Source organism: Paraburkholderia atlantica (assembly GCF_009362785.1).
Taxonomy (GTDB): domain Bacteria; phylum Pseudomonadota; class Gammaproteobacteria; order Burkholderiales; family Burkholderiaceae; genus Paraburkholderia; species Paraburkholderia atlantica.
Genome location: NZ_WHNQ01000006.1, coordinates 43,050 through 60,342 on the forward strand (window position 1 = coordinate 43,050; position 17,293 = coordinate 60,342).

Here is a 17,293-nt window from a genome sequence, read left to right on the forward strand (position 1 = left end):
GCGATGCGCGTACCCCCGTATGCGCTGCTCGCGATCGCGATCGTCGCCGAGGTGATCGCGACTTCCGCGATGCGGGCCTCGGACGGTTTCTCGCGCCTGCTGCCGTCGATGGTCGTCGTGCTTGGCTACGGCATCGCGTTTTATTGCCTGTCGCTGACGCTCAGGAGCATTCCGGTCGGCATCGTCTACGCGATCTGGTCCGGCGCCGGCATCGTGCTGATCACGCTGGTCGCGCTGGTGCTGTACCGGCAGGTACCCGACGTGCCGGCGATCGTCGGGCTGGGATTGATCGTCGCAGGCGTCGCGGTGTTGAATCTCTTTTCGAAGATGCAGGCGCATTGAGCGCCCGCGCAAGCCGGCTCGATTGCCGCCAGGAACGTAAATCGGCTTATTTGCAGCGCACGATCATCGAGCGGCCTTTCACATTCGCCGACGCCACGTTCGTGACGCTGCCGCCGGCCGTGCCGCCTTCGTCGTTATCCTTCGACACGATGTCGTAGCCGGTCGCGCCGCACGCCTTACCCGCTTGCACGTAGCACGAGGCCCAGCTCGAGCCGGCGTCGGCGCCGCTGCAGTTGACCGCGAAGCCGGTCTGGCCGTTCGGCAGATTGATCAGCGTGGTCGTGTTCGACGACGCGCAGCCGCCCAGTCCCGCGGCGAGCAGCAGCGCGGCGGGCAATGCCGCCGACAGCGACGCGCGACGCACGAGGGCAAACGCGGCGCTGGATCGGAGGCGGTGGAATCGGCCGGCGCGCCGCGGTTGCGTCGTGAATTGCATCGTGTTGTGTCCTTTCATTCAGATAGAGGGTGTGCCGGGCCGGGTCGGCCGCTGCGGAACGCAAGAGCGCGCGCCACGGCTCAGATCGTTTCGACGGTGATCCCCGCCGCGCTGACGAGCCGCCGGGCTTCCGCGCCTTCTTCAGTGGCCGCATCTTCCCAGATGCTGATCGCTTTTGGGATGTCGATGCCGTGACCGCCGGCGTACTCAAACCAGCGGTTCGCCGCATCCGGCTCGGGCAGTTCGTGATTCTGCAGAAAATATTTTCCCATATTGCGCTCGCTGGCCTCGAAATGGCGTCGCCACAACTACCGTTCGACAGCATGGAGCATGCCGATCCGGGCCGATCGATCAGCGCGCGTGGCTGGCGTGCGGCGCGACTGCGGTGCGGGGCGAGTGGGTGTCTCGCGAGCAGAACTTATCGCGCTGCAACGCGCCTTATCGTAATAGGGCGCGCTGCCCCCACACCTCCGGTGCAGCGGCGCGCCGCATGCTGAAGCATCAAGGCGGCGCCGTCGCGACCGGCGCCGGCTCCGCAACCGCAACAGGAGGACGAAGATGGCTGAACGGGTCAGTGGCCCTTATCGCGGCTATTACATCAGCGCCGCCGCGCGCCTCGTGCCGGGAGGCGGCACGTCGGGCGCCGCGGGCGACGCGCACGCCAAAGCGGATGGTACTTACGTCGGCTCGGTCAGCCTCGCCGAAGCCGGCCCGGACGATCCGCATCGGATGGAAACGTTGCTCGAACTCGGCGACCGGCAACGCTTTAGCAGCGAAGAGGAGGCGCTCGCGTTCGTCGAACGGGCGGCCCGCGAGTATGTCGACCGATTGCTGGACGGGCAGTGAGCGTGTCGGCGATTCTCGTGCGAACGGCCGGCCGAAGCGCTCGCCAATGTAGCGCGCGATACCTTGAAGCTGGCGCCCGCGCACGCTGGACCGTGATCCGGCGGCGCGAGTACCATAGCGGGACCCGCAAGGATCGGCGGCGCATAGCGGCCTTCCGCGCGTGCTACGTTCCCGCCGCCACCTTTTGACGAGGCGACCATGGAAATCCGTTTTCCCGAAGACGCGCCTGCGTACCGCGACTCCAACCTGACCGTCGTGTTTTCCGCGCTGGTGGACGGGGAGCCGGTGCCGTGCGCGATCTCGGTGGAAGCGCTCGAGGATCACTTCGGCGCTTACAGCGAGGACCTCGACGGCTGGCTGCGCGCGTTCGATGCGGGCCGGCCGCGCATCGAGGCCGTTGCGCGTGAGCATTTGCAGATCAGCAACGGCACGCCCGTGCTACTCAAGAGCGGTCATTTTCCGCCGGGGCAGATGGCAGGCTGAGCGGAACTGTCCTTCCACCAACGCATCGCCAACGCGTTGCCGCTAATTCACGCTGTGCGCCGGCACTGCCTCGCGTGCGGCTTCGAAGCACCGCCTGATCCCTTCCTGATACGGCGTCTTGCTGAGCGGCCCGATCAACGTTGCCAGCGCCGAATCGTCGAGCACGACCGGCTCGGTCAGCAGATAGTTCATCTCGACCAGTTCGCGCATCAGCGGATTGAATAGCCCGAGCACGCGCAGCATGCCCTTGCCCGCCACCATCAGCTTCGGCTCGCGGCCGGCGAGCGCGAAGGCCTCGCGCGCCACTTCGCGCTGCGTGATCGTGCCGGCGCCCCCGAGATGCCACCAGCGGCCGTATGCCTCGGGCGTGCGCGTCAGTCGTTCGACCACGGGGCCGACATCCGGCAGGAAGATAAATTCGTGCGGCACGTCGATGGGACCAAGCACCTGCGCGCGCTTACCGGTAGCTGCGCCAACGAAGACACCGTGCAACAGGCTGCGTTCAACCCCCGGTCCGTAGAAATCAGGCAGCCGCAATACCAGCGTCTCGAGACCTTTCTGGCCATGCGCGGCCAGTACGAGCTTTTCCTGTTCGAGCCGCATGCGGCCCTTGAAGGTGTGCGGCTCGCGCGGATGATCTTCGCGGATCGGGTTACCGCGCGCGCGGCCATACGGATACACAGTGCCGATCAGAATGAAGCGCTCGACGCCGGCGGCCGTCACGCCCGCCAGCGCTTTCTCCATCAACGGCGGGTGCTGGGCGAACTGGTCGTAGGGCACGCCGACGAGATAGATCACGGTCTGCAGACCGGCGGCAGCGGCGCGGATCGAGGCAGGGTCGTCGGGATTCCACGTGACGATTTCCGCGTGCGGGTCATCACCGAAGGTCCGTTGCAATGCCTCGCGCGAGCGGCCGACCACCCGATAATCGCGGCCCGCCGCAGCAAGCGCCGCGGCAATGCTTTGACCCGCCGCGCCCGCGGCACCGAATAAACCGACCTTTCCCGTGGCTTGCATGACGACTCCTTCAATTTGACTGATGAAAATTTACTAAACATCGTTCAGTAAACGCTGTTCAGTTTAAATTGACTTTTCAGTTTGTCAACCTGAAAATTGCGACTCATGGGAATCGCCGAACGAAAACACCGCCAGAAACAGGCGCTGCGCGAACGCATCCTCGATGCCGCGCGGCGCATCGTCGTGCGCGAAGGCTTTGCCGCGTTGTCGATGCGCAAGATCGCCGACGCGATCGAATATTCGCCCGCCACGTTGTATCTGCATTTCGCGAGTCGCGACGACATTGCGCGGGCCTTGTGCGAGGAGGGTTACGCGCAGTTGCTCGCGACCTTCGTGCCGCTCGTGCGGATCGCGGACCCCGCCGAACGGCTGAGGGCGCTCGGGCGCGCGTACGTCGCGTTTGGCGTCGAGCATCCGGAAACGTACCGGCTGATTTTCATGGAGGACCCGAGCTATACCGGCGCGGCGCTCGGTGGTGCGGCGGCCGCCGCTGGCAAAGACGGCGGTAGTGCGGATGACTCGAGCGCGAACGCCGGGACCAGTAGTTCAACCGCGTCCCGCGACAGTGCCGACGACGACCCCGGCGACGCCGCGCTGCACATCATGATCGACGCGCTCGACAAGTTGCGAGCAGCGGGGCGCCTGTCGGCGTCGGTCGCATCGATGGAGTCGGCCGTGTGGGCCGAGGCGTTGTGGGCGAGTCTGCATGGCATCGTCGCGCTGAACCTGACGTGTCCGGTATTTCCGAGTGCGCCGCTCGAGACGCTCGTCGGCGTAACGCTCGATGCTTGGCTAGGCGCGCCGCAGGCCGTGCCAGCGGGCGCATCGAATAGCGCCGCAGTGCGCGGCAAGAAAACCGTCGCGCGGCGCCACGCCGAGCCTGCCGAATCCGCGGACCCGGCCCCCGAGCGCGCCACCAAACGCAAAGCGGCAGGCCCGTGATAACGTTCAGTTCCACGTCAACCCGCGCCGCCGCGCCCAGTTCTCCATGTCAACGTCCGCCTCGCCCGCCACTAGCGACGAAATCGCGACCCACGTAACCAACCGCATCGGTTTCATCGAACTGGAACGGCCGAAAGCGCTGAATGCGCTGTCGACCGGCATGATCCGCGCGATCCACGCGGCGCTCGACCAGTGGCGCGAGGCCCCCGAGGTGCTGGCCGTCGTCGTGCGCAGTCGGCATGAGCGCGCGTTCTGCGCGGGCGGCGACATCCGCTTCATGTACGAGGCGGCGCAACGCGGCGACCAGGAGGCACGCGATACGTTCTTCAGCGAGGAATACCGCCTCAATCACGCGATCTTCGTGTATCCCAAGCCGTATATCGCGTTGATGAACGGCATCGTGATGGGTGGCGGCATGGGTATTTCGCAGGCCGCGCATCGCACCGGCGGCCTGCGAGTCGTCACGCAGTCGACGAAGATGGCGATGCCCGAAACGCGCATCGGCCTGTTTCCCGACGTCGGCGCGAGCTGGTTTCTCGCGCGCACGCCCGGCGCGATCGGCCGCTATCTGGCGGTGACTGGCGAGACGATCGGCGCGGCTGACGCGTTGTACGCGGGCCTCGCCGATGTCTACATCGACGACGCGGCGTTGCCTGCGCTCGTCGATACGCTGAGCCGCGAACCGTTCGAGCGCGGCGCGGATGTGGTTGCGTGCGTCGAGCGCGAGACGCGCGCGTATCAGGTCGCCCCGCGGCCCGACGAGAGCGCACTCGCGAAGGCACGGACGTTGATCGACCGGCATTTCGCGCTGCCCGACGTCGCGCGGATACTCGTGTCGCTCGAACGGGAACGCGAGCGCGGCGGCAACGCGGCGGAGGCGGAGTGGGCCGAGCGGACGATCGCGGTGCTGCGCGAGCGCTCGCCGCTGTCGATGGCGGTCTCGCTCGAAGTGGTCACGCGCGCGGAAGGGTCGATGGCCGACGTGCTGCGTGTCGATCTCGATCTGACACGCTCGAGCTTCCTGCTTGGCGATACGGTGGAAGGCATTCGCGCGCGCATCATCGACAAGGACAACGCGCCGCGCTGGCGTTTCGCGCGCATCGAGGACGTCAACCAGGCCGATGTGGAGAAGATGTTCGACAGTCCGTGGCCGGCGGACGAACACCCGTTAGGCGCGCTGCACGGGTGAACGCGCACTGAACGCGCCGCCTCGCTAACCCGCCCGCGAAAATCGTCGCGTTGCGCGAATTCACGCGCGACGCGCTTATTCCTCGGCCTCGCTCGCCATGAACGCGCGCATGAACACGAGCGCGCCCCAGCCCCACATTGCATTCGCCGCGAAGCCCACCGCGAGGCGCGGCAGCATGTTGCCGCTCGGCCAGATGCCGCGCAGCGGATCGACGACGAACACGCTCGCCGCCGTCAGCACGATGCCGCCGAACACGAACGCCGGTACCCACGGCGCGTGCCGATGCGGCGCGATGCGCAGCAGCCAGGCCATCAGCACGGCCCAGCACGCGCTCCAGATTGCGTTCGCGATGAACTCAGGCAGGCCGAGCGGCAAAAACGGCGCGGTCGAAAAACCGGTGGGGTCGATCATGCCGGCGGCATGCATCAGCGCCAGCGTCGATTCGCGAAAGAACAAAGAAGCCAGAAAACCGGCGATGAACGGCAGAATTATTTTGTGCATGCATTGCACCGGCAACGTACAGGCGGCGCGGATCGCAAGGCCTGTACCAGGTGATTGGAAACGAGCGCCATTATATCGATCGGGGTGTGGCGGCCGGGGCCGCGTGTGTAAAGCGCAACAACCGTATGCGGTAGCGCCGGGCTAATCACGAAAGCGGAATTCCTAAGCTCAAAAAAATCGTTCAAAAGCCGCGGACCGCTCCATAGACTGTTTCCTCATGCAGACGGCGCGGGTGTCGCCGTCATCCGTTGAATCGGGCGCATCACGCGCACGTTGGTCGAGGAAAACCGTCGCAATGTCGAGCCTCATGCCGAATCTCCGTTGCCGTAGGGCCCGCGCGCGGTTGTGTTCGCGGTGCCGCCCGCCAGGCGCAGAGCCTTCATCGCATTGACGCGGCTGTCGGTGGTCTGAGTCCACCGTCCGTTTCTTAATCCTTTTACACGTCGCAGCGCCTTGCCGGTTGCCGGCTCGATGCGTGCGGCCGGCGCTCGCGCCCACCGTTTTCATTCAAGAACAGGCAGGAGCAACAACATGAATGTGTTCTGGTTCATTCCGACTCACGGCGACAGCCGCTATCTCGGTACGTCCCAAGGCGCACGCGCAGCCGATTACGACTACTTCCGGCAGATCGCCGTCGCCGCCGACACGCTCGGCTACGAAGGCGTGCTGCTGCCGACCGGCCGCTCGTGCGAGGACGCCTGGGTGGTCGCGTCGAGCCTGATTCCCGCGACGCAGCGGCTCAAGTTCCTCGTCGCGATTCGCCCGGGGCTGTCGTCGCCGGGACTCGCCGCGCGCATGGCGGCGACGTTCGACCGGCTGTCGAACGGGCGCCTGCTGATCAACGTGGTGACAGGCGGCGACGCGGCCGAACTGGCCGGCGACGGCGTGTTCGTCGATCACGACACCCGCTACGAAATCACCGACGAATTCCTGCATATCTGGCGCAAGCTGCTCGCGGCGTCGCACACCAATGAAGCGATCGATTTCGACGGCAAGCATCTGCAATCGAAGGGCGGCAAGGCGCTGTATCCGCCGGTGCAGAACCCGCATCCGCCGCTGTGGTTCGGCGGCTCGTCGGCGGCCGCGCACGATATCGCGGCCGAGCACATCGACACCTATCTGACGTGGGGCGAGCCGCCCGAAGCGGTCGCGAAGAAGATCGCCGACATTCGCGCACGCGCCGCGGCGCGCGGCCGGCAGATCCGCTTCGGTATCCGCCTGCACGTGATCGTGCGCGAGACCGAGGAAGAAGCGTGGGCCGCCGCCGACAAGCTGATCAGCAAGCTCGACGACGACACAGTCGCGCGTGCGCAGGCGTCGTTCGCGAAGATGGATTCGGAAGGCCAGCGCCGCATGGCCGCGCTGCACGGTGGCAAGCGCGGCGGGCGCGAACAGCTCGAGGTCTATCCGAATCTGTGGGCGGGCGTCGGGCTCGTGCGCGGCGGCGCGGGCACCGCGCTGGTCGGCAGTCCGGAGCAGGTGGCCGCGCGTATGAAGGAGTATGCGGCGCTCGGCATCGAGACGTTCATCCTGTCCGGCTATCCGCATCTCGAAGAATCCTACCGGTTCGCCGAACTCGTGTTTCCGCTGCTGCCGCAACGCTTCAGCAAGGTTGCCAACGGGCCGTTGTCGGGACCGTTCGGCGAAATCGTCGGTACTAGCGATCTGCCGAAGGCGGCGAGCGCGAGCTGACCGGTAAGGAGAAAAGCCACATGAGTGACACTGCTTTGAGCGCGGCCACGGGGGCAACCCCGCAGCCCGCGTCCAACGCGCGCGCGGCCGCGTTGCGCCGGTTCGGCGCGCACCTGGTGCCGTGGCTCGCGCCTGTCGCGATCCTGCTCGCATGGGAAATCGCCGCGCGCAGCGGCGCGCTGTCGACACGCGTGCTGCCCGAGCCGTTCGCGGTCGTCAAGGCCGCCTGGTCGCTGATCCAGTCCGGCGAAATGTGGGCCGACGTGAAGGTCAGCACGTGGCGCGCGGTGTCGGGCTTCGCGATCGGCGGCGGCATCGGTCTCGTGCTCGGACTGGCGACGGGTTTGTTCAAGCCCGCTGAAATCGTGCTCGATTCCACCGTGCAGATGATCCGCAACATCCCCGCGCTCGCGATGATTCCGCTCGTGATCCTGTGGTTCGGCATCGAGGAACAAGCGAAGGTGTTCCTCGTCGCGCTCGGCGTGTTCTTCCCGGTCTATGTGAACACGTTCCACGGCATCCGCTCCGTCGATGCGAACCTGATCGAGATGGCGCGCAGTTATGGCGTCAAAGGCTTCGCGCTGTACCGCCACGTGATCCTGCCGGGCGCGCTGCCGTCGATTCTGGTCGGCGTGCGCTTCGCGTTCGGGCTGATGTGGGTCACGCTGATCGTCGCCGAGACTATTTCCGCGCAATCGGGCATTGGCTATATGACGATGAACGCGCGCGAATTCCTGCAAACCGATGTGGTCGTGGTCGGCATTCTGCTGTATGCGGCGCTCGGCAAGCTCGCCGACATGCTCGCGAAAAGCCTCGAGCGCCTGTCGCTGCGCTGGCATCCGGCCTATCAGCGGGGAGCAAAAGCATGAGCGCAACGACGTTATCGACGACATTCGGCGGTATCGCCGGCAGCGACCTCGAGACCGAACTCGCGCAGCCGCGGCTTGCGGATCACGACGCGGACGAGGCCGCGGAGATCGAGCGGGATGGGGTGGCCGCCGCGCGCCACGGCTCGCAACCCGGCTTGCAAGTCGCTCCCGCCCTGAGCCGCAGCGACGCGCGCCCCGCCAGCGACTACGCGGTGCAATTGCGCAGCGTCGGCAAACGCTATGGCGAGCGCGAGGTGCTGTCGGGCTTCGATCTGTCGATCGAGCGGGGCAGCTTCGTCGCGATCGTCGGTCGCAGCGGCTGCGGCAAGTCGACGCTGCTGCGGCTCGTCGCAGGTCTCGAAGAAGCCAGTTCGGGCGTGCTCGAAAAACGCGCCGGCAATGGCGGTCCGCTCGACACCCGCATCATGTTTCAGGATGCGCGTCTGCTGCCGTGGAAAAGCGTGCTGCAGAACGTGATGCTCGGCCTCGGCCGTGGCCGAGGCGCGCGCGACGATGCGCGCGCGGTGCTCGCCGAAGTCGGTCTGCTCGAACGCGCGAACGACTGGCCCGCGCAACTCTCGGGCGGTCAGCGGCAGCGCGTCGCGCTCGCGCGGGCGCTCGTGCATCGTCCGCAATTGCTGCTGCTCGACGAGCCGCTCGGCGCGCTCGATGCGTTGACGCGCATCGAAATGCACACGCTGATCGAAAGGCTGTGGCGCGAGCATCGCTTCACCGCGCTACTCGTCACGCACGATGTGCACGAAGCCGTCGCGCTCGGCGACCGGATTCTGCTGATCGAGGACGGCCGCATCGCGCTCGATCAGCCGGTCGCGCTTGCGCGTCCGCGCGCGCGGGCGTCGGCGGGCTTCGCGGCGCTCGAAGACCACGTGCTGCAACGCGTGCTGAAAAACGCCCCGAACGACGACACGCTCGCGCATCGCGCGTACGAGCCTTATGACCCGTACGGCCTGCCGGAAGCGGGCCGTCTGACGCGGCCAACCGACGTGCGCTGGGCCGTCTGAGCTTTCCAGCAAATCGATCCCATCCGATCCATTCCGTTATCAACCGCTTCTGTGGAGTTATCTGAAATGAGCATTTCCGCCATCAACGTACGCAATCAGTTCAAAGGCAAGGTCAAGGAAATCATCCGCGGCTCGGTGGTGTCCGAAGTCGACGTGGAGACGCCGTTCGGCATCGTCACATCGGTGATCACGACTCGCTCGGTCGACGAACTCGAACTGACAGTCGGCTCGGAGGTGGTCGCGCTCGTGAAGTCGACCGAAGTGTCGATTGCGCGGCTTTGATGACGTTCCGCTAGTGCGAGCGGCGTGCGCAGCGGCTACTTCGCGTTTGCGCCGCTTGCCGGCGGCTCGTGCGACATGTGGTCGTTGGTTGGCTTCGTCGGTCGCTTGATCGGCATGTTGTCCGGGTTGCTCGAACCGCCGGCGCCCGATGCCGCCTCGGGCGGTTTGGCCATCGGCGCATGGCTGTCCGGCGGCGCGCTGGATGCCGTTTGCGCGACGGCGCTCGCGCCGCTCGCGAGCAGCGCCGCCAGCGCTGCGGCAGTGGCGGTCAACGTGGCCCAATTGCCTCGCTTCATGTCGTTCTCCTTCGATGTCGCGCGTCGTCTGTAGACACGCGGCTGTGTGCACGATTCACTAGTAGCAGACGGTGTTCCGGGGGCCGCGGCTGGCGCGCACGCCTGCATCCGCCGATGAAACTTGCTACGATGAATCGAGCATTCCGACGGAGACGGCCATGTCGAAGTCCTTGAGTCCCGAAGCGGTCGAAGCGTTGCGGCGTCTGAACGACGTCGGCGTCGGACAGACGGCGCCCGAAGTCGCGCAGTCCGTCGCGGCGGAGTTGCTGGCATGCGACCTCGTTGCCGAAGCGGGCAGCGGTGGGGTCGAAATCAACTGCAACGGCCGACAGTATCTTTCGGGCGACTGCAACTGATCCGCTGGTCGGTGACCGGCCGCAGGGCCGGGGTGAAGAGCGAGGCGGCGCGTCGCGGCTAAGGCGCGCGCGTTCGCTTGCCCGCGATCGGCGAAACCACGGAGACGAACATGGAGCCGAAGGGCGTCGACATGGGCGACTACCAGGCGCGCTATGGCGACTACGACATCGAGGTGGCGGTCGAACAGGTGCTGACCGGCGTCAAGGCGCATTTTCGGGTGCTGCGCGACGATTCGACGGTGGTCGACTGGCAGCTCGTGCATATCGATACCTTGTGGTCCACCGAGCATGCGGCTGCGGAGGCGGCTTTTAGCGCGGCGCGTGAGTTGATCGATGCGGGGCTGGCGAGTTAGAGGCGGATAGCCGTGTCGCGAAGGAAGGGTGCCAGGCGTACTACAGCCGGCGCAAACGCAACTGGGCGCCGGCATCGATACTGCATGCGCGGCGCCCAGTTTGATCGCTGCCTTCGGAGGCAGCGGATCTAACGGTACTGCAACTGCTGGCGGCTTAGTGGCCGAAGTACACCGATTGCGGGCCCGACTTGGGTTCGCTACGCGAGCCCGATTGGGTCGACACGCTATTCACGCCACCGTACGCATTCGATTGCGCGTTGGCGCGTTCAGCAGCGACGGTCTGCGCATTCTGGCCTTGTTGCGAAGCCGGCGCGCCAACCGACGGGCGATAGTACGGCGCCGGACCATAGCCGCTTGCGAAAGCGGGAGCGGCGATCGAGGCGGAAGCGGCAACCAGCAGGGCGGCGATAAACTTGGTCTTCATGGTAGGACTCCGATAACGTTTCGACTGCATTTCAGGAAGATGTTGCAGGAGCCAGTGAACCAGGTGTCTGCAACGTCGATGGAAGGCAGTGTATACCCCTACTATCGAGAATTTGTGCCGATAATCTGAAATTACTATTCCCGACGAAGAAACAATCGTTCAGACGTAAGCGCGGCAAGCCAGACCGGTGATCCGGCCCTGTTGGCCAAGCGGTTTTTGAAGATCGGCAGAAGGTGGGAAGGGGCGGTGCGGGGCGGAAGACCGCACGTTCGTCATGGAGAACGCAGAAGGCTGGCGGCAAAACGAAAACGGCGTTGTGATTGCTCACAACGCCGTTCGCTTGAATTCTTTGGGGTGGCTGATGGGACTCGAACCCACGACGACAGGAATCACAATCCTGGACTCTACCAACTGAGCTACAGCCACCACTAACATCCGCTTGACTTGCTTTAAAAACCTGTCTCGCCGACGAAGAAACGAGATTATAGGGACTAGATTTGGGTTTGCCTAGTCCTTTATTCAAAAATTTCGAGAGGCTCCCGCAGATGCTGTCTCGCTTCGTCGAAGATGGTCAGATCGCGGGCTGCAAGCCGCTTGCTGTCGGACAAAACTCGACGCCAACCGCGCGCGCCCGCCTCACCGCGATAGAGCCCGAGCGCATGGCGCGTGATCGCGCCGAGATAGGTGCCGCGCGCCATTTCGGTCGCGCAATACTCGATCAGTTTCGCTTCGACCTGATCGCGCGTCAGCGGCGCCTGCGTCGACCCATAGAAGCGCGCGTCGACATCGGCGAGCACGTAGGGGTTGTGATACGCCTCGCGCCCGAGCATCACGCCGTCGACGTGCTGAAGGTGCGTGTCGACTTCGTCGAGCGTCTTGATGCCGCCATTGATGATGATCTCCAACTGCGGAAAATCGCGTTTCAGCTGATACGCGTAGTCGTACTTGAGCGGTGGAATCTCGCGGTTTTCCTTCGGGCTCAAGCCCTTCAGGATCGCGTTGCGCGCATGAACGATGAACACCTCGCAGCCGGCTTCCGCGATCGTGCCGACGAAATCGCGGACGAAGCCATATTCCTCGACCGTATCCACGCCGATGCGGTGCTTGACCGTGACTGGCACCGAGACGACGTCGCGCATCGCCTTCACGCAATCGGCGACTAGTTTCGGCTCGTTCATCAGGCACGCGCCGAACGCGCCGCGTTGCACGCGCTCGGACGGGCAGCCGCAATTCAGATTGATTTCGTCATAGCCCCATTGCTCGCCGAGCTTTGCCGAACGCGCGAGATCGTCGGGCTCGCTGCCGCCGAGTTGCAGCGCGACCGGCGCTTCGTCGGGCGTGAACGCGAGATGGCGCGGCACGTCGCCGTGCAGCAGCGCACCGGTCGTCACCATTTCCGTATAAAGCCACGTATGGCGCGAAATCATTCGATGCAGCGAGCGGCAATGGCGATCCGTCCAATCCATCATCGGAGCGACGGACACGCGGCGGGGGCTGGAAGTGCGGGGTAATGACATGGAACGGCCAAGCGGCTTGAATCAAAACAATAATTTTACCGCAAGGCCAGAAACCGCCGGGCGCGCTGAAGCCGTGTCACTGTCGCAACGGAGGCGGGCACCGGTTCGTCGAGGCTCAATGTCTCAGTGTCCATGTCCCCCCATCCCGCCACCACGGCTCCACGCGCTGCCGCCGCCATGCATGCCGCCGAATCCGCCGCCGTGCCATCCGCCGTCCCCGCCATGCCATCCGCCGTGACCGCCGTGCCAACCACCGCCATGCCATCCGCCGCGCCCATGCCAATACCCATGTCCGTAATAGCAGCACGGCCCGCCAAAACCGCCGTAGATACCCACCGAGCCGTACACCGGTCCGTAGTAAGGCGGTCCGTACGCGTAGGGATAATAGGGTTCTGCGTAGCCATAGTCCGCTGGCGGCGCGACGACGCATCCAGTGATGCTCGCTGCCACGGCCGTTAGCAGCGTCATCGATGCAATGAGCCTGGTCACGATTTTCTCCTTCACGTAAACCTCAGAAAAACCGCGCGCAACGGAGTTCAGCCGTGTTTGTGTCCGAGCGTTACCGGCGTCGGCGCGGCGCCGCGCGCTCGGGGCTTCGACCATGCGAGCCGTTGCCGCGAGGCTCGACCTTTGCGCCAATGTTCCCGCGCATTACCGGACGGCGCTGCGGTAACACTTCGTCAACGGTCCGAAACGCGACTGCAGCGCACCGCTGCTAACTTCCGTCGGACGATTCGTCTTTTGAGTCGCAAGCGATGCGCTTGCCTGCGTGGCAATCCGCGCTTCTGCCTGCCGTTGCGCCAGCCTTTCGCCAGTGCGCACAAGCGATTTACCGCCGTCAAGGAAGCTCAACCCTCAATCGAACACAGCCGAGCAATGGCGCGCCGAGGGCGAAGCGATATCGCGCGATCCACGCAACGCCGATCCCTATCGAGGCTGCAGTCGACGCCTATCGCGAAGCGGTGCGCCTGAATCCGCGAGCCGACGGTTCGAGTAACAACATGGGCAACTGCTTGCAGGCGCACGGTCGTTTCGACGAAGCGCACGAAGCGCACGGAGCGTATCCGCGCGCGATTCACCGCGCGCGTTGATGGGACACTGGCGGGGGCGCGAGGCTCGAAATCCAGTACGAGGCACTGGTCGACGATTTCGATGCGAACATTCGTCGGGCGCTGGCAGCCGCGACGCGAATTGTCGAACCGCTATGGGAAGGTCTCGGCGCCGAGCTGGCGGCGACCGACGCTCAATGCCCGATCACCGACACGTGATGCAGCCACGGGTAGACGCCGGCAATGAAGGCCACGTAGATCGCCGCCATCGTCACGCCGGCGGCCGTGCCCCACACGTCGCGCGATGCCGCGCCCTGGCGGAAATGCACGGGTAGGCCGACCACGACGTAGCCGATCACGAAGAACAGGATGACCGCGCGCACCGGCGACAGATCGTGGCCGATGAAGTCGAGCAATGCGGACAGGTTGAATTGCGACATGGACATACAGGCAGTCACGAAGGCGGGGGATCGCACGGCGCCGGAACACATCGAAACAGTTCAGAGAACGATGACTGAACCGCTTCACTATCGACGTCCCACAGCGCGACGACCTATGCCGATTAAAGGCGATGCAAACGCGATCCGCAAGGAAAAAACCTGTATGAATTCGGACTGCCCGACATTGCTTGCAGCTTGCCTTCGCCGCGACTTTCAGCGGGCTTGGCAACGCTTTCACGGAGACGGTTTCAACGCTCGGTGGGCTTCAGTTTGCGCAAAGGATCGAGCAGCGGTTTCAACCCGTTGTGATCGATCTCGTGCATCAACGCGAGCAAACGGCCGATCTCGCCGGGCGGAAAGCCCTGGCTCGCGAACCAGTTCAAATAGTGGCCGGGGAGGTCGGCAATCACGCGGCCTTTATATTTCCCGTAGGGCATCACGCGCGTGACCAGCAATTCGAGGTGTTCGTGATTCATGGCAACTGAGTCGTGATGAAGCGCGCCTCTTGAGCGCAAGCATGTACTGCGCAACTCGCCAGGCGGCGCGCTGCAACGCATGGCTCCGCATTCTAGCCTTGCTGCAGGTAATGCGCCGGCGTGGTAACGTCTGCGCTTTCCGTTCACCTCTTCAACAGGACAAGTTAGATGGAATACCGCAGACTCGGCGACTCCGACGTGCAGGTCAGCCTGATTGGTCTCGGCACGATGACGTGGGGCGAGCAGAACACCGAGCAGGAAGCGCACGCGCAGATCGACTATGCGCTCGATCACGGCGTGAACCTGATCGACACCGCCGAAATGTATCCGGTGCCGCCGCGCGCCGAAACGCAGGGTTCGACGGAGCGCTACATCGGCACGTGGCTCGCGCAGCACAAGAGCGCGCGCGAGAAGATCGTGCTCGCCACCAAGATCGCGGGCCCCGCGCGTCAGCCGCACAATCCGCGTCATATTCGCGGTGAAGGCAATCAGTTCGACCGCAAGAACCTGACCGAGGCGCTCAACGACAGCCTCAAACGTCTGCAAACGGATTACGTCGATCTGTATCAGTTGCACTGGCCCGATCGCAGCACGATGACGTTCGGCCGTGCGTCGTATCCATGGGTCGACGACGCGTACACTGTGCCGATCGAGGAAACGCTGACGGTGCTCGCCGAATTCGTGAAGGCTGGCAAGGTGCGCCATGTCGGCGTGTCGAACGAAACGCCGTGGGGTGTCGCGCAGTTTCTGCGCGCGGCCGAAAAGCTCGGCCTGCCGCGCATCGTCAGCATCCAGAATCCGTACAGCCTGTTGAACCGCACGTACGAAGCGGGTCTGTCAGAGTACGCGCATCGCGACAACATCGGTCTGCTCGCGTATTCGCCGCTCGCGTTCGGCTGGCTGTCGGGCAAGTACGAAGGCGGCGCGCGTCCGGCCGGCGCACGCATTACGCTGTTCGAGCGCTTCGCGCGCTACAGCAAGCCGCAAGCGGTGCAGGCGACCACGCGTTATGTCGAGCTCGCGAAGCGCCACGGCATGTCGCCCGCGCAATTCGCGCTCGCGTTCGTCAATAGCCGGCCGTTCGTGACCAGCAATCTGATCGGCGCGACGTCGCTCGAGCAGTTGAAGGAAAACATCGCCAGCGCGGACGTGAAGCTGTCGCCCGAAGTGCTTGCGGAAATCGACAGGCTGCACGAGCTGCAGCCGAATCCGGCGCCTTGATGCCGGTGTCGATGTCGATGTAAGCGCGACCCGCTTGCCGCGGTGGCCCCGGTCGAATGCCGGGGCCGGCCGCGGCAGGCACAACGAATCAATCGGCGCTAGCCGAACTCAACTCGCGGCCTTTGCCGCATCCACCGTCTCGCGCTTCGCCGCAAGCGGCGAATTCTCGCCGAGATCCCAGAACAGTCCCGCCATCATCTGCAGGCCTTCGCGCACCACCGGGCCTAGAAGGTGCTCGTTCGGCGCATGCTGAGAGCAGGCCGGATAAGAATGCGGCACCCAGATCGTCGGTAGACCGAGCGTGTCGGCAAATACCTCGTTCGGCAGCGTGCCGCCGAGATTCGGCAGCAGCGCGGTCTTCTTGCCCGTGGTCGCTTCGAGCGACGCGAGCGCCCAGCTGACCCACGGATCGTCCGGATCGAGCCGCGTGGCTGGCGCGCCGCGTTCGACGTCGAGTTCGACCAGCTCAAAGCCGTGCGCATCGAGATGCGCGCGCAGATGCTTGCCGAGATTTTCCCAATCGGTGCCGACCACGAAGCGCAACTGGCAGACCGCGAACGCCGACGGCGGAATCGCGTTGACCGGGTTCTCCGGATTGCCCGCCTTGAAGGCCAGCACTTCGAAGCTGTTCCAGCCGAACACGCGCTCGGGCGCGGAAAGACCCGGCTCGCCCCAGTCGTCGTCGACGGTGGGGTCGCCCGGACCGTCGCCCACCGTGATGTCGGCAAGCGCGCGGCGCACGGCCTCGGGGATCGGCGGCGGGCGCAGACCATCGACCGCGATCACGCCGCGCGCATCGACGAGACTCGCGAGCGCGTTGGCGAGCACCGTCGCCGGATTGCGCAGCAGGCCGCCCCAGTTGCCGGAGTGATGCGCGCCGTCGCGCAGGTTCAGCGACAGCCTGAAGTTGACCGCGCCCCGCGAGCCGAGAAATACGGTCGGACGACGCGCGGCGAGACGCGGGCCGTCGGAGGCGATCAGCACGTCGGCGGCGAGTTCGTCGCGGTGCGCGCGGCAGATCGCATCGAGCCCCGGCGAGCCCGTTTCCTCGCCCATTTCGATCAGCAGCTTCGTGTTGAAGCCCAGTTTGCCATCGCGCGCGGCGAGCGTGCACGCGAGCGCGGCGAGGTTAATCGAGTGCTGGCCTTTGTTGTCGGCGGTGCCGCGACCGAACCAGCGCTCGCCTTCGACGGTCACCGCCCACGGCGTCAGCGGCGCGCGCCACTGGCTGTCGTAGCCGCGCACGACGTCGCCGTGGCCGTAGATCAGCACGGTCGGCAGATGATCGCCTTCGTGACGCTTGGCGATCAGGAACGGACCGAAGCCGTCCACCGGGTTATCGACGATGCGCGTGCTGAAGCCGAGGTGCTCCGCTGCGGGCTGGATTTCGTCGCTCAGATAAGACAGCAGCAGCGCGCCGCGATCGCTTTCCTGGCTTTCGGTGCGAATGCCGACGCGGCGGTTCAGGTCGGCGAGAAAAGCGCCGGATTCGAAGTGCCGGGTGGCAAGCTCGATGGCCTGGTTGCGGCTCATGTCGGTG

At 65.0% G+C, this 17,293-nt stretch carries 24 protein-coding genes and 1 tRNA gene; 12 read left to right on the forward strand and 13 right to left on the reverse strand.

The window, feature by feature from the left end; all coding sequences use genetic code 11:
* Positions 1 to 3: 3 nt before the first annotated feature.
* Complete coding sequence (locus GCT19_RS10855) at positions 4 to 342, forward strand: DMT family transporter (RefSeq protein WP_152851905.1); 339 nt, start codon at positions 4 to 6, stop codon at positions 340 to 342.
* A 46-nt stretch (positions 343 to 388) separates the two neighbouring features.
* Here the strand turns inward: GCT19_RS10855 and GCT19_RS10860 are convergent, their stop codons facing one another.
* Both GCT19_RS10860 and GCT19_RS10865 read right to left on the reverse strand, forming a co-directional pair.
* Positions 389 to 778 (reverse strand): hypothetical protein, encoded by a 390-nt coding sequence (locus tag GCT19_RS10860; RefSeq protein ID WP_152851906.1) that lies wholly within the window; start codon positions 776 to 778, stop codon positions 389 to 391.
* An 80-nt stretch (positions 779 to 858) separates the two neighbouring features.
* Entirely contained in the window at positions 859 to 1,050 is a 192-nt protein-coding gene (locus GCT19_RS10865) for a hypothetical protein (protein ID WP_152851908.1), read from the reverse strand.
* Positions 1,051 to 1,336: 286 nt separating this feature from the next.
* Here GCT19_RS10865 and GCT19_RS10870 point away from each other — a divergent pair, with 286 nt between their 5' ends.
* Together GCT19_RS10870 and GCT19_RS10875 are read left to right on the forward strand one after the other, a co-directional pair.
* Complete coding sequence (locus GCT19_RS10870) at positions 1,337 to 1,624, forward strand: hypothetical protein (RefSeq protein WP_152851910.1); 288 nt, start codon at positions 1,337 to 1,339, stop codon at positions 1,622 to 1,624.
* Positions 1,625 to 1,822: 198 nt separating this feature from the next.
* Positions 1,823 to 2,107 (forward strand): DUF1488 family protein, encoded by a 285-nt coding sequence (locus tag GCT19_RS10875; protein WP_013089272.1) that lies wholly within the window; start codon positions 1,823 to 1,825, stop codon positions 2,105 to 2,107.
* A 42-nt stretch (positions 2,108 to 2,149) separates the two neighbouring features.
* Here GCT19_RS10875 and GCT19_RS10880 read toward each other — a convergent pair whose 3' ends face one another.
* Positions 2,150 to 3,124 (reverse strand): NAD-dependent epimerase/dehydratase family protein, encoded by a 975-nt coding sequence (locus tag GCT19_RS10880; RefSeq protein WP_152851911.1) that lies wholly within the window; start codon positions 3,122 to 3,124, stop codon positions 2,150 to 2,152.
* A 105-nt stretch (positions 3,125 to 3,229) separates the two neighbouring features.
* Between GCT19_RS10880 and GCT19_RS10885 the strand changes: the two genes are divergently transcribed.
* The gene (locus GCT19_RS10885; protein WP_152851913.1) at positions 3,230 to 4,066 is read left to right on the forward strand and encodes a TetR/AcrR family transcriptional regulator; all 837 of its coding nucleotides are present in this window, start codon (positions 3,230 to 3,232) and stop codon (positions 4,064 to 4,066) included.
* A 46-nt stretch (positions 4,067 to 4,112) separates the two neighbouring features.
* Positions 4,113 to 5,255: an enoyl-CoA hydratase/isomerase family protein gene (locus tag GCT19_RS10890; RefSeq protein WP_152851915.1), complete on the forward strand. Its 1,143-nt coding sequence runs from the start codon at positions 4,113 to 4,115 to the stop codon at positions 5,253 to 5,255.
* 75 nt (positions 5,256 to 5,330) lie between these two features.
* Here GCT19_RS10890 and GCT19_RS10895 read toward each other — a convergent pair whose 3' ends face one another.
* Together GCT19_RS10895 and GCT19_RS42685 are read right to left on the reverse strand one after the other, a co-directional pair.
* Positions 5,331 to 5,756: a hypothetical protein gene (locus GCT19_RS10895; RefSeq protein ID WP_018432128.1), complete on the reverse strand. Its 426-nt coding sequence runs from the start codon at positions 5,754 to 5,756 to the stop codon at positions 5,331 to 5,333.
* Between the two features lie 168 nt (positions 5,757 to 5,924).
* On the reverse strand, positions 5,925 to 6,065 hold the full coding sequence (locus GCT19_RS42685) for a hypothetical protein (protein WP_018432127.1): 141 nt from the start codon (positions 6,063 to 6,065) through the stop codon (positions 5,925 to 5,927).
* A gap of 222 nt (positions 6,066 to 6,287) precedes the next feature.
* Between GCT19_RS42685 and ssuD the strand changes: the two genes are divergently transcribed.
* The 4 genes from ssuD (at position 6,288) to GCT19_RS10915 (ending at position 9,621) form a co-directional block, all read left to right on the forward strand.
* Positions 6,288 to 7,448, forward strand: coding sequence for an FMNH2-dependent alkanesulfonate monooxygenase (gene ssuD / locus GCT19_RS10900; protein ID WP_013089277.1), 1,161 nt, complete (start codon positions 6,288 to 6,290; stop codon positions 7,446 to 7,448).
* Positions 7,449 to 7,468: 20 nt separating this feature from the next.
* Positions 7,469 to 8,317, forward strand: a complete 849-nt coding sequence (gene ssuC, locus GCT19_RS10905; protein ID WP_013089278.1) for an aliphatic sulfonate ABC transporter permease SsuC — start codon at positions 7,469 to 7,471, stop codon at positions 8,315 to 8,317.
* Positions 8,314 to 9,339 (forward strand): ATP-binding cassette domain-containing protein, encoded by a 1,026-nt coding sequence (locus tag GCT19_RS10910; RefSeq protein ID WP_152851917.1) that lies wholly within the window; start codon positions 8,314 to 8,316, stop codon positions 9,337 to 9,339. The genes ssuC and GCT19_RS10910 overlap by 4 nt, the downstream gene beginning before the upstream one ends.
* Positions 9,340 to 9,405: 66 nt before the next feature.
* Positions 9,406 to 9,621: a TOBE domain-containing protein gene (locus GCT19_RS10915; RefSeq protein ID WP_152851919.1), complete on the forward strand. Its 216-nt coding sequence runs from the start codon at positions 9,406 to 9,408 to the stop codon at positions 9,619 to 9,621.
* A 35-nt stretch (positions 9,622 to 9,656) separates the two neighbouring features.
* Here GCT19_RS10915 and GCT19_RS10920 read toward each other — a convergent pair whose 3' ends face one another.
* On the reverse strand, positions 9,657 to 9,917 hold the full coding sequence (locus tag GCT19_RS10920; protein ID WP_152851920.1) for a hypothetical protein: 261 nt from the start codon (positions 9,915 to 9,917) through the stop codon (positions 9,657 to 9,659).
* Between the two features lie 158 nt (positions 9,918 to 10,075).
* Between GCT19_RS10920 and GCT19_RS10925 the strand changes: the two genes are divergently transcribed.
* Positions 10,076 to 10,273, forward strand: coding sequence for a hypothetical protein (locus tag GCT19_RS10925; protein WP_013089281.1), 198 nt, complete (start codon positions 10,076 to 10,078; stop codon positions 10,271 to 10,273).
* 110 nt (positions 10,274 to 10,383) lie between these two features.
* A complete protein-coding gene (locus GCT19_RS10930) occupies positions 10,384 to 10,626 on the forward strand; it encodes a DUF6566 family protein (RefSeq protein ID WP_013089282.1) in 243 nt (80 codons plus the stop codon).
* Positions 10,627 to 10,780: 154 nt separating this feature from the next.
* Here GCT19_RS10930 and GCT19_RS10935 read toward each other — a convergent pair whose 3' ends face one another.
* The 6 genes from GCT19_RS10935 to GCT19_RS10965 form a co-directional block, all read right to left on the reverse strand.
* Positions 10,781 to 11,050, reverse strand: a complete 270-nt coding sequence (locus GCT19_RS10935; RefSeq protein ID WP_013089283.1) for a hypothetical protein — start codon at positions 11,048 to 11,050, stop codon at positions 10,781 to 10,783.
* Positions 11,051 to 11,400: 350 nt separating this feature from the next.
* A tRNA-His gene (locus tag GCT19_RS10940) sits at positions 11,401 to 11,476 on the reverse strand.
* 89 nt (positions 11,477 to 11,565) lie between these two features.
* Entirely contained in the window at positions 11,566 to 12,567 is a 1,002-nt protein-coding gene (gene dusA, locus GCT19_RS10945) for a tRNA dihydrouridine(20/20a) synthase DusA (protein ID WP_152851922.1), read from the reverse strand.
* Between the two features lie 123 nt (positions 12,568 to 12,690).
* Positions 12,691 to 13,056 carry a hypothetical protein gene (locus GCT19_RS10950; RefSeq protein ID WP_321576785.1) on the reverse strand — a complete coding sequence of 122 codons (366 nt, stop codon included), beginning with the start codon at positions 13,054 to 13,056 and terminating at the stop codon, positions 12,691 to 12,693.
* Between the two features lie 754 nt (positions 13,057 to 13,810).
* Positions 13,811 to 14,056 carry a hypothetical protein gene (locus GCT19_RS10960; protein ID WP_026228030.1) on the reverse strand — a complete coding sequence of 82 codons (246 nt, stop codon included), beginning with the start codon at positions 14,054 to 14,056 and terminating at the stop codon, positions 13,811 to 13,813.
* A gap of 248 nt (positions 14,057 to 14,304) precedes the next feature.
* Positions 14,305 to 14,532 carry a DUF3820 family protein gene (locus GCT19_RS10965; RefSeq protein ID WP_152851923.1) on the reverse strand — a complete coding sequence of 76 codons (228 nt, stop codon included), beginning with the start codon at positions 14,530 to 14,532 and terminating at the stop codon, positions 14,305 to 14,307.
* A 168-nt stretch (positions 14,533 to 14,700) separates the two neighbouring features.
* Between GCT19_RS10965 and GCT19_RS10970 the strand changes: the two genes are divergently transcribed.
* Positions 14,701 to 15,753 (forward strand): NADP(H)-dependent aldo-keto reductase, encoded by a 1,053-nt coding sequence (locus tag GCT19_RS10970; RefSeq protein WP_013089288.1) that lies wholly within the window; start codon positions 14,701 to 14,703, stop codon positions 15,751 to 15,753.
* Positions 15,754 to 15,861: 108 nt separating this feature from the next.
* On the opposite strand, the gene GCT19_RS10975 is transcribed toward GCT19_RS10970, so the two are convergent.
* Positions 15,862 to 17,286, reverse strand: coding sequence for a M20 family metallopeptidase (locus GCT19_RS10975; RefSeq protein WP_152851925.1), 1,425 nt, complete (start codon positions 17,284 to 17,286; stop codon positions 15,862 to 15,864).
* Positions 17,287 to 17,293 lie beyond the last annotated feature (7 nt).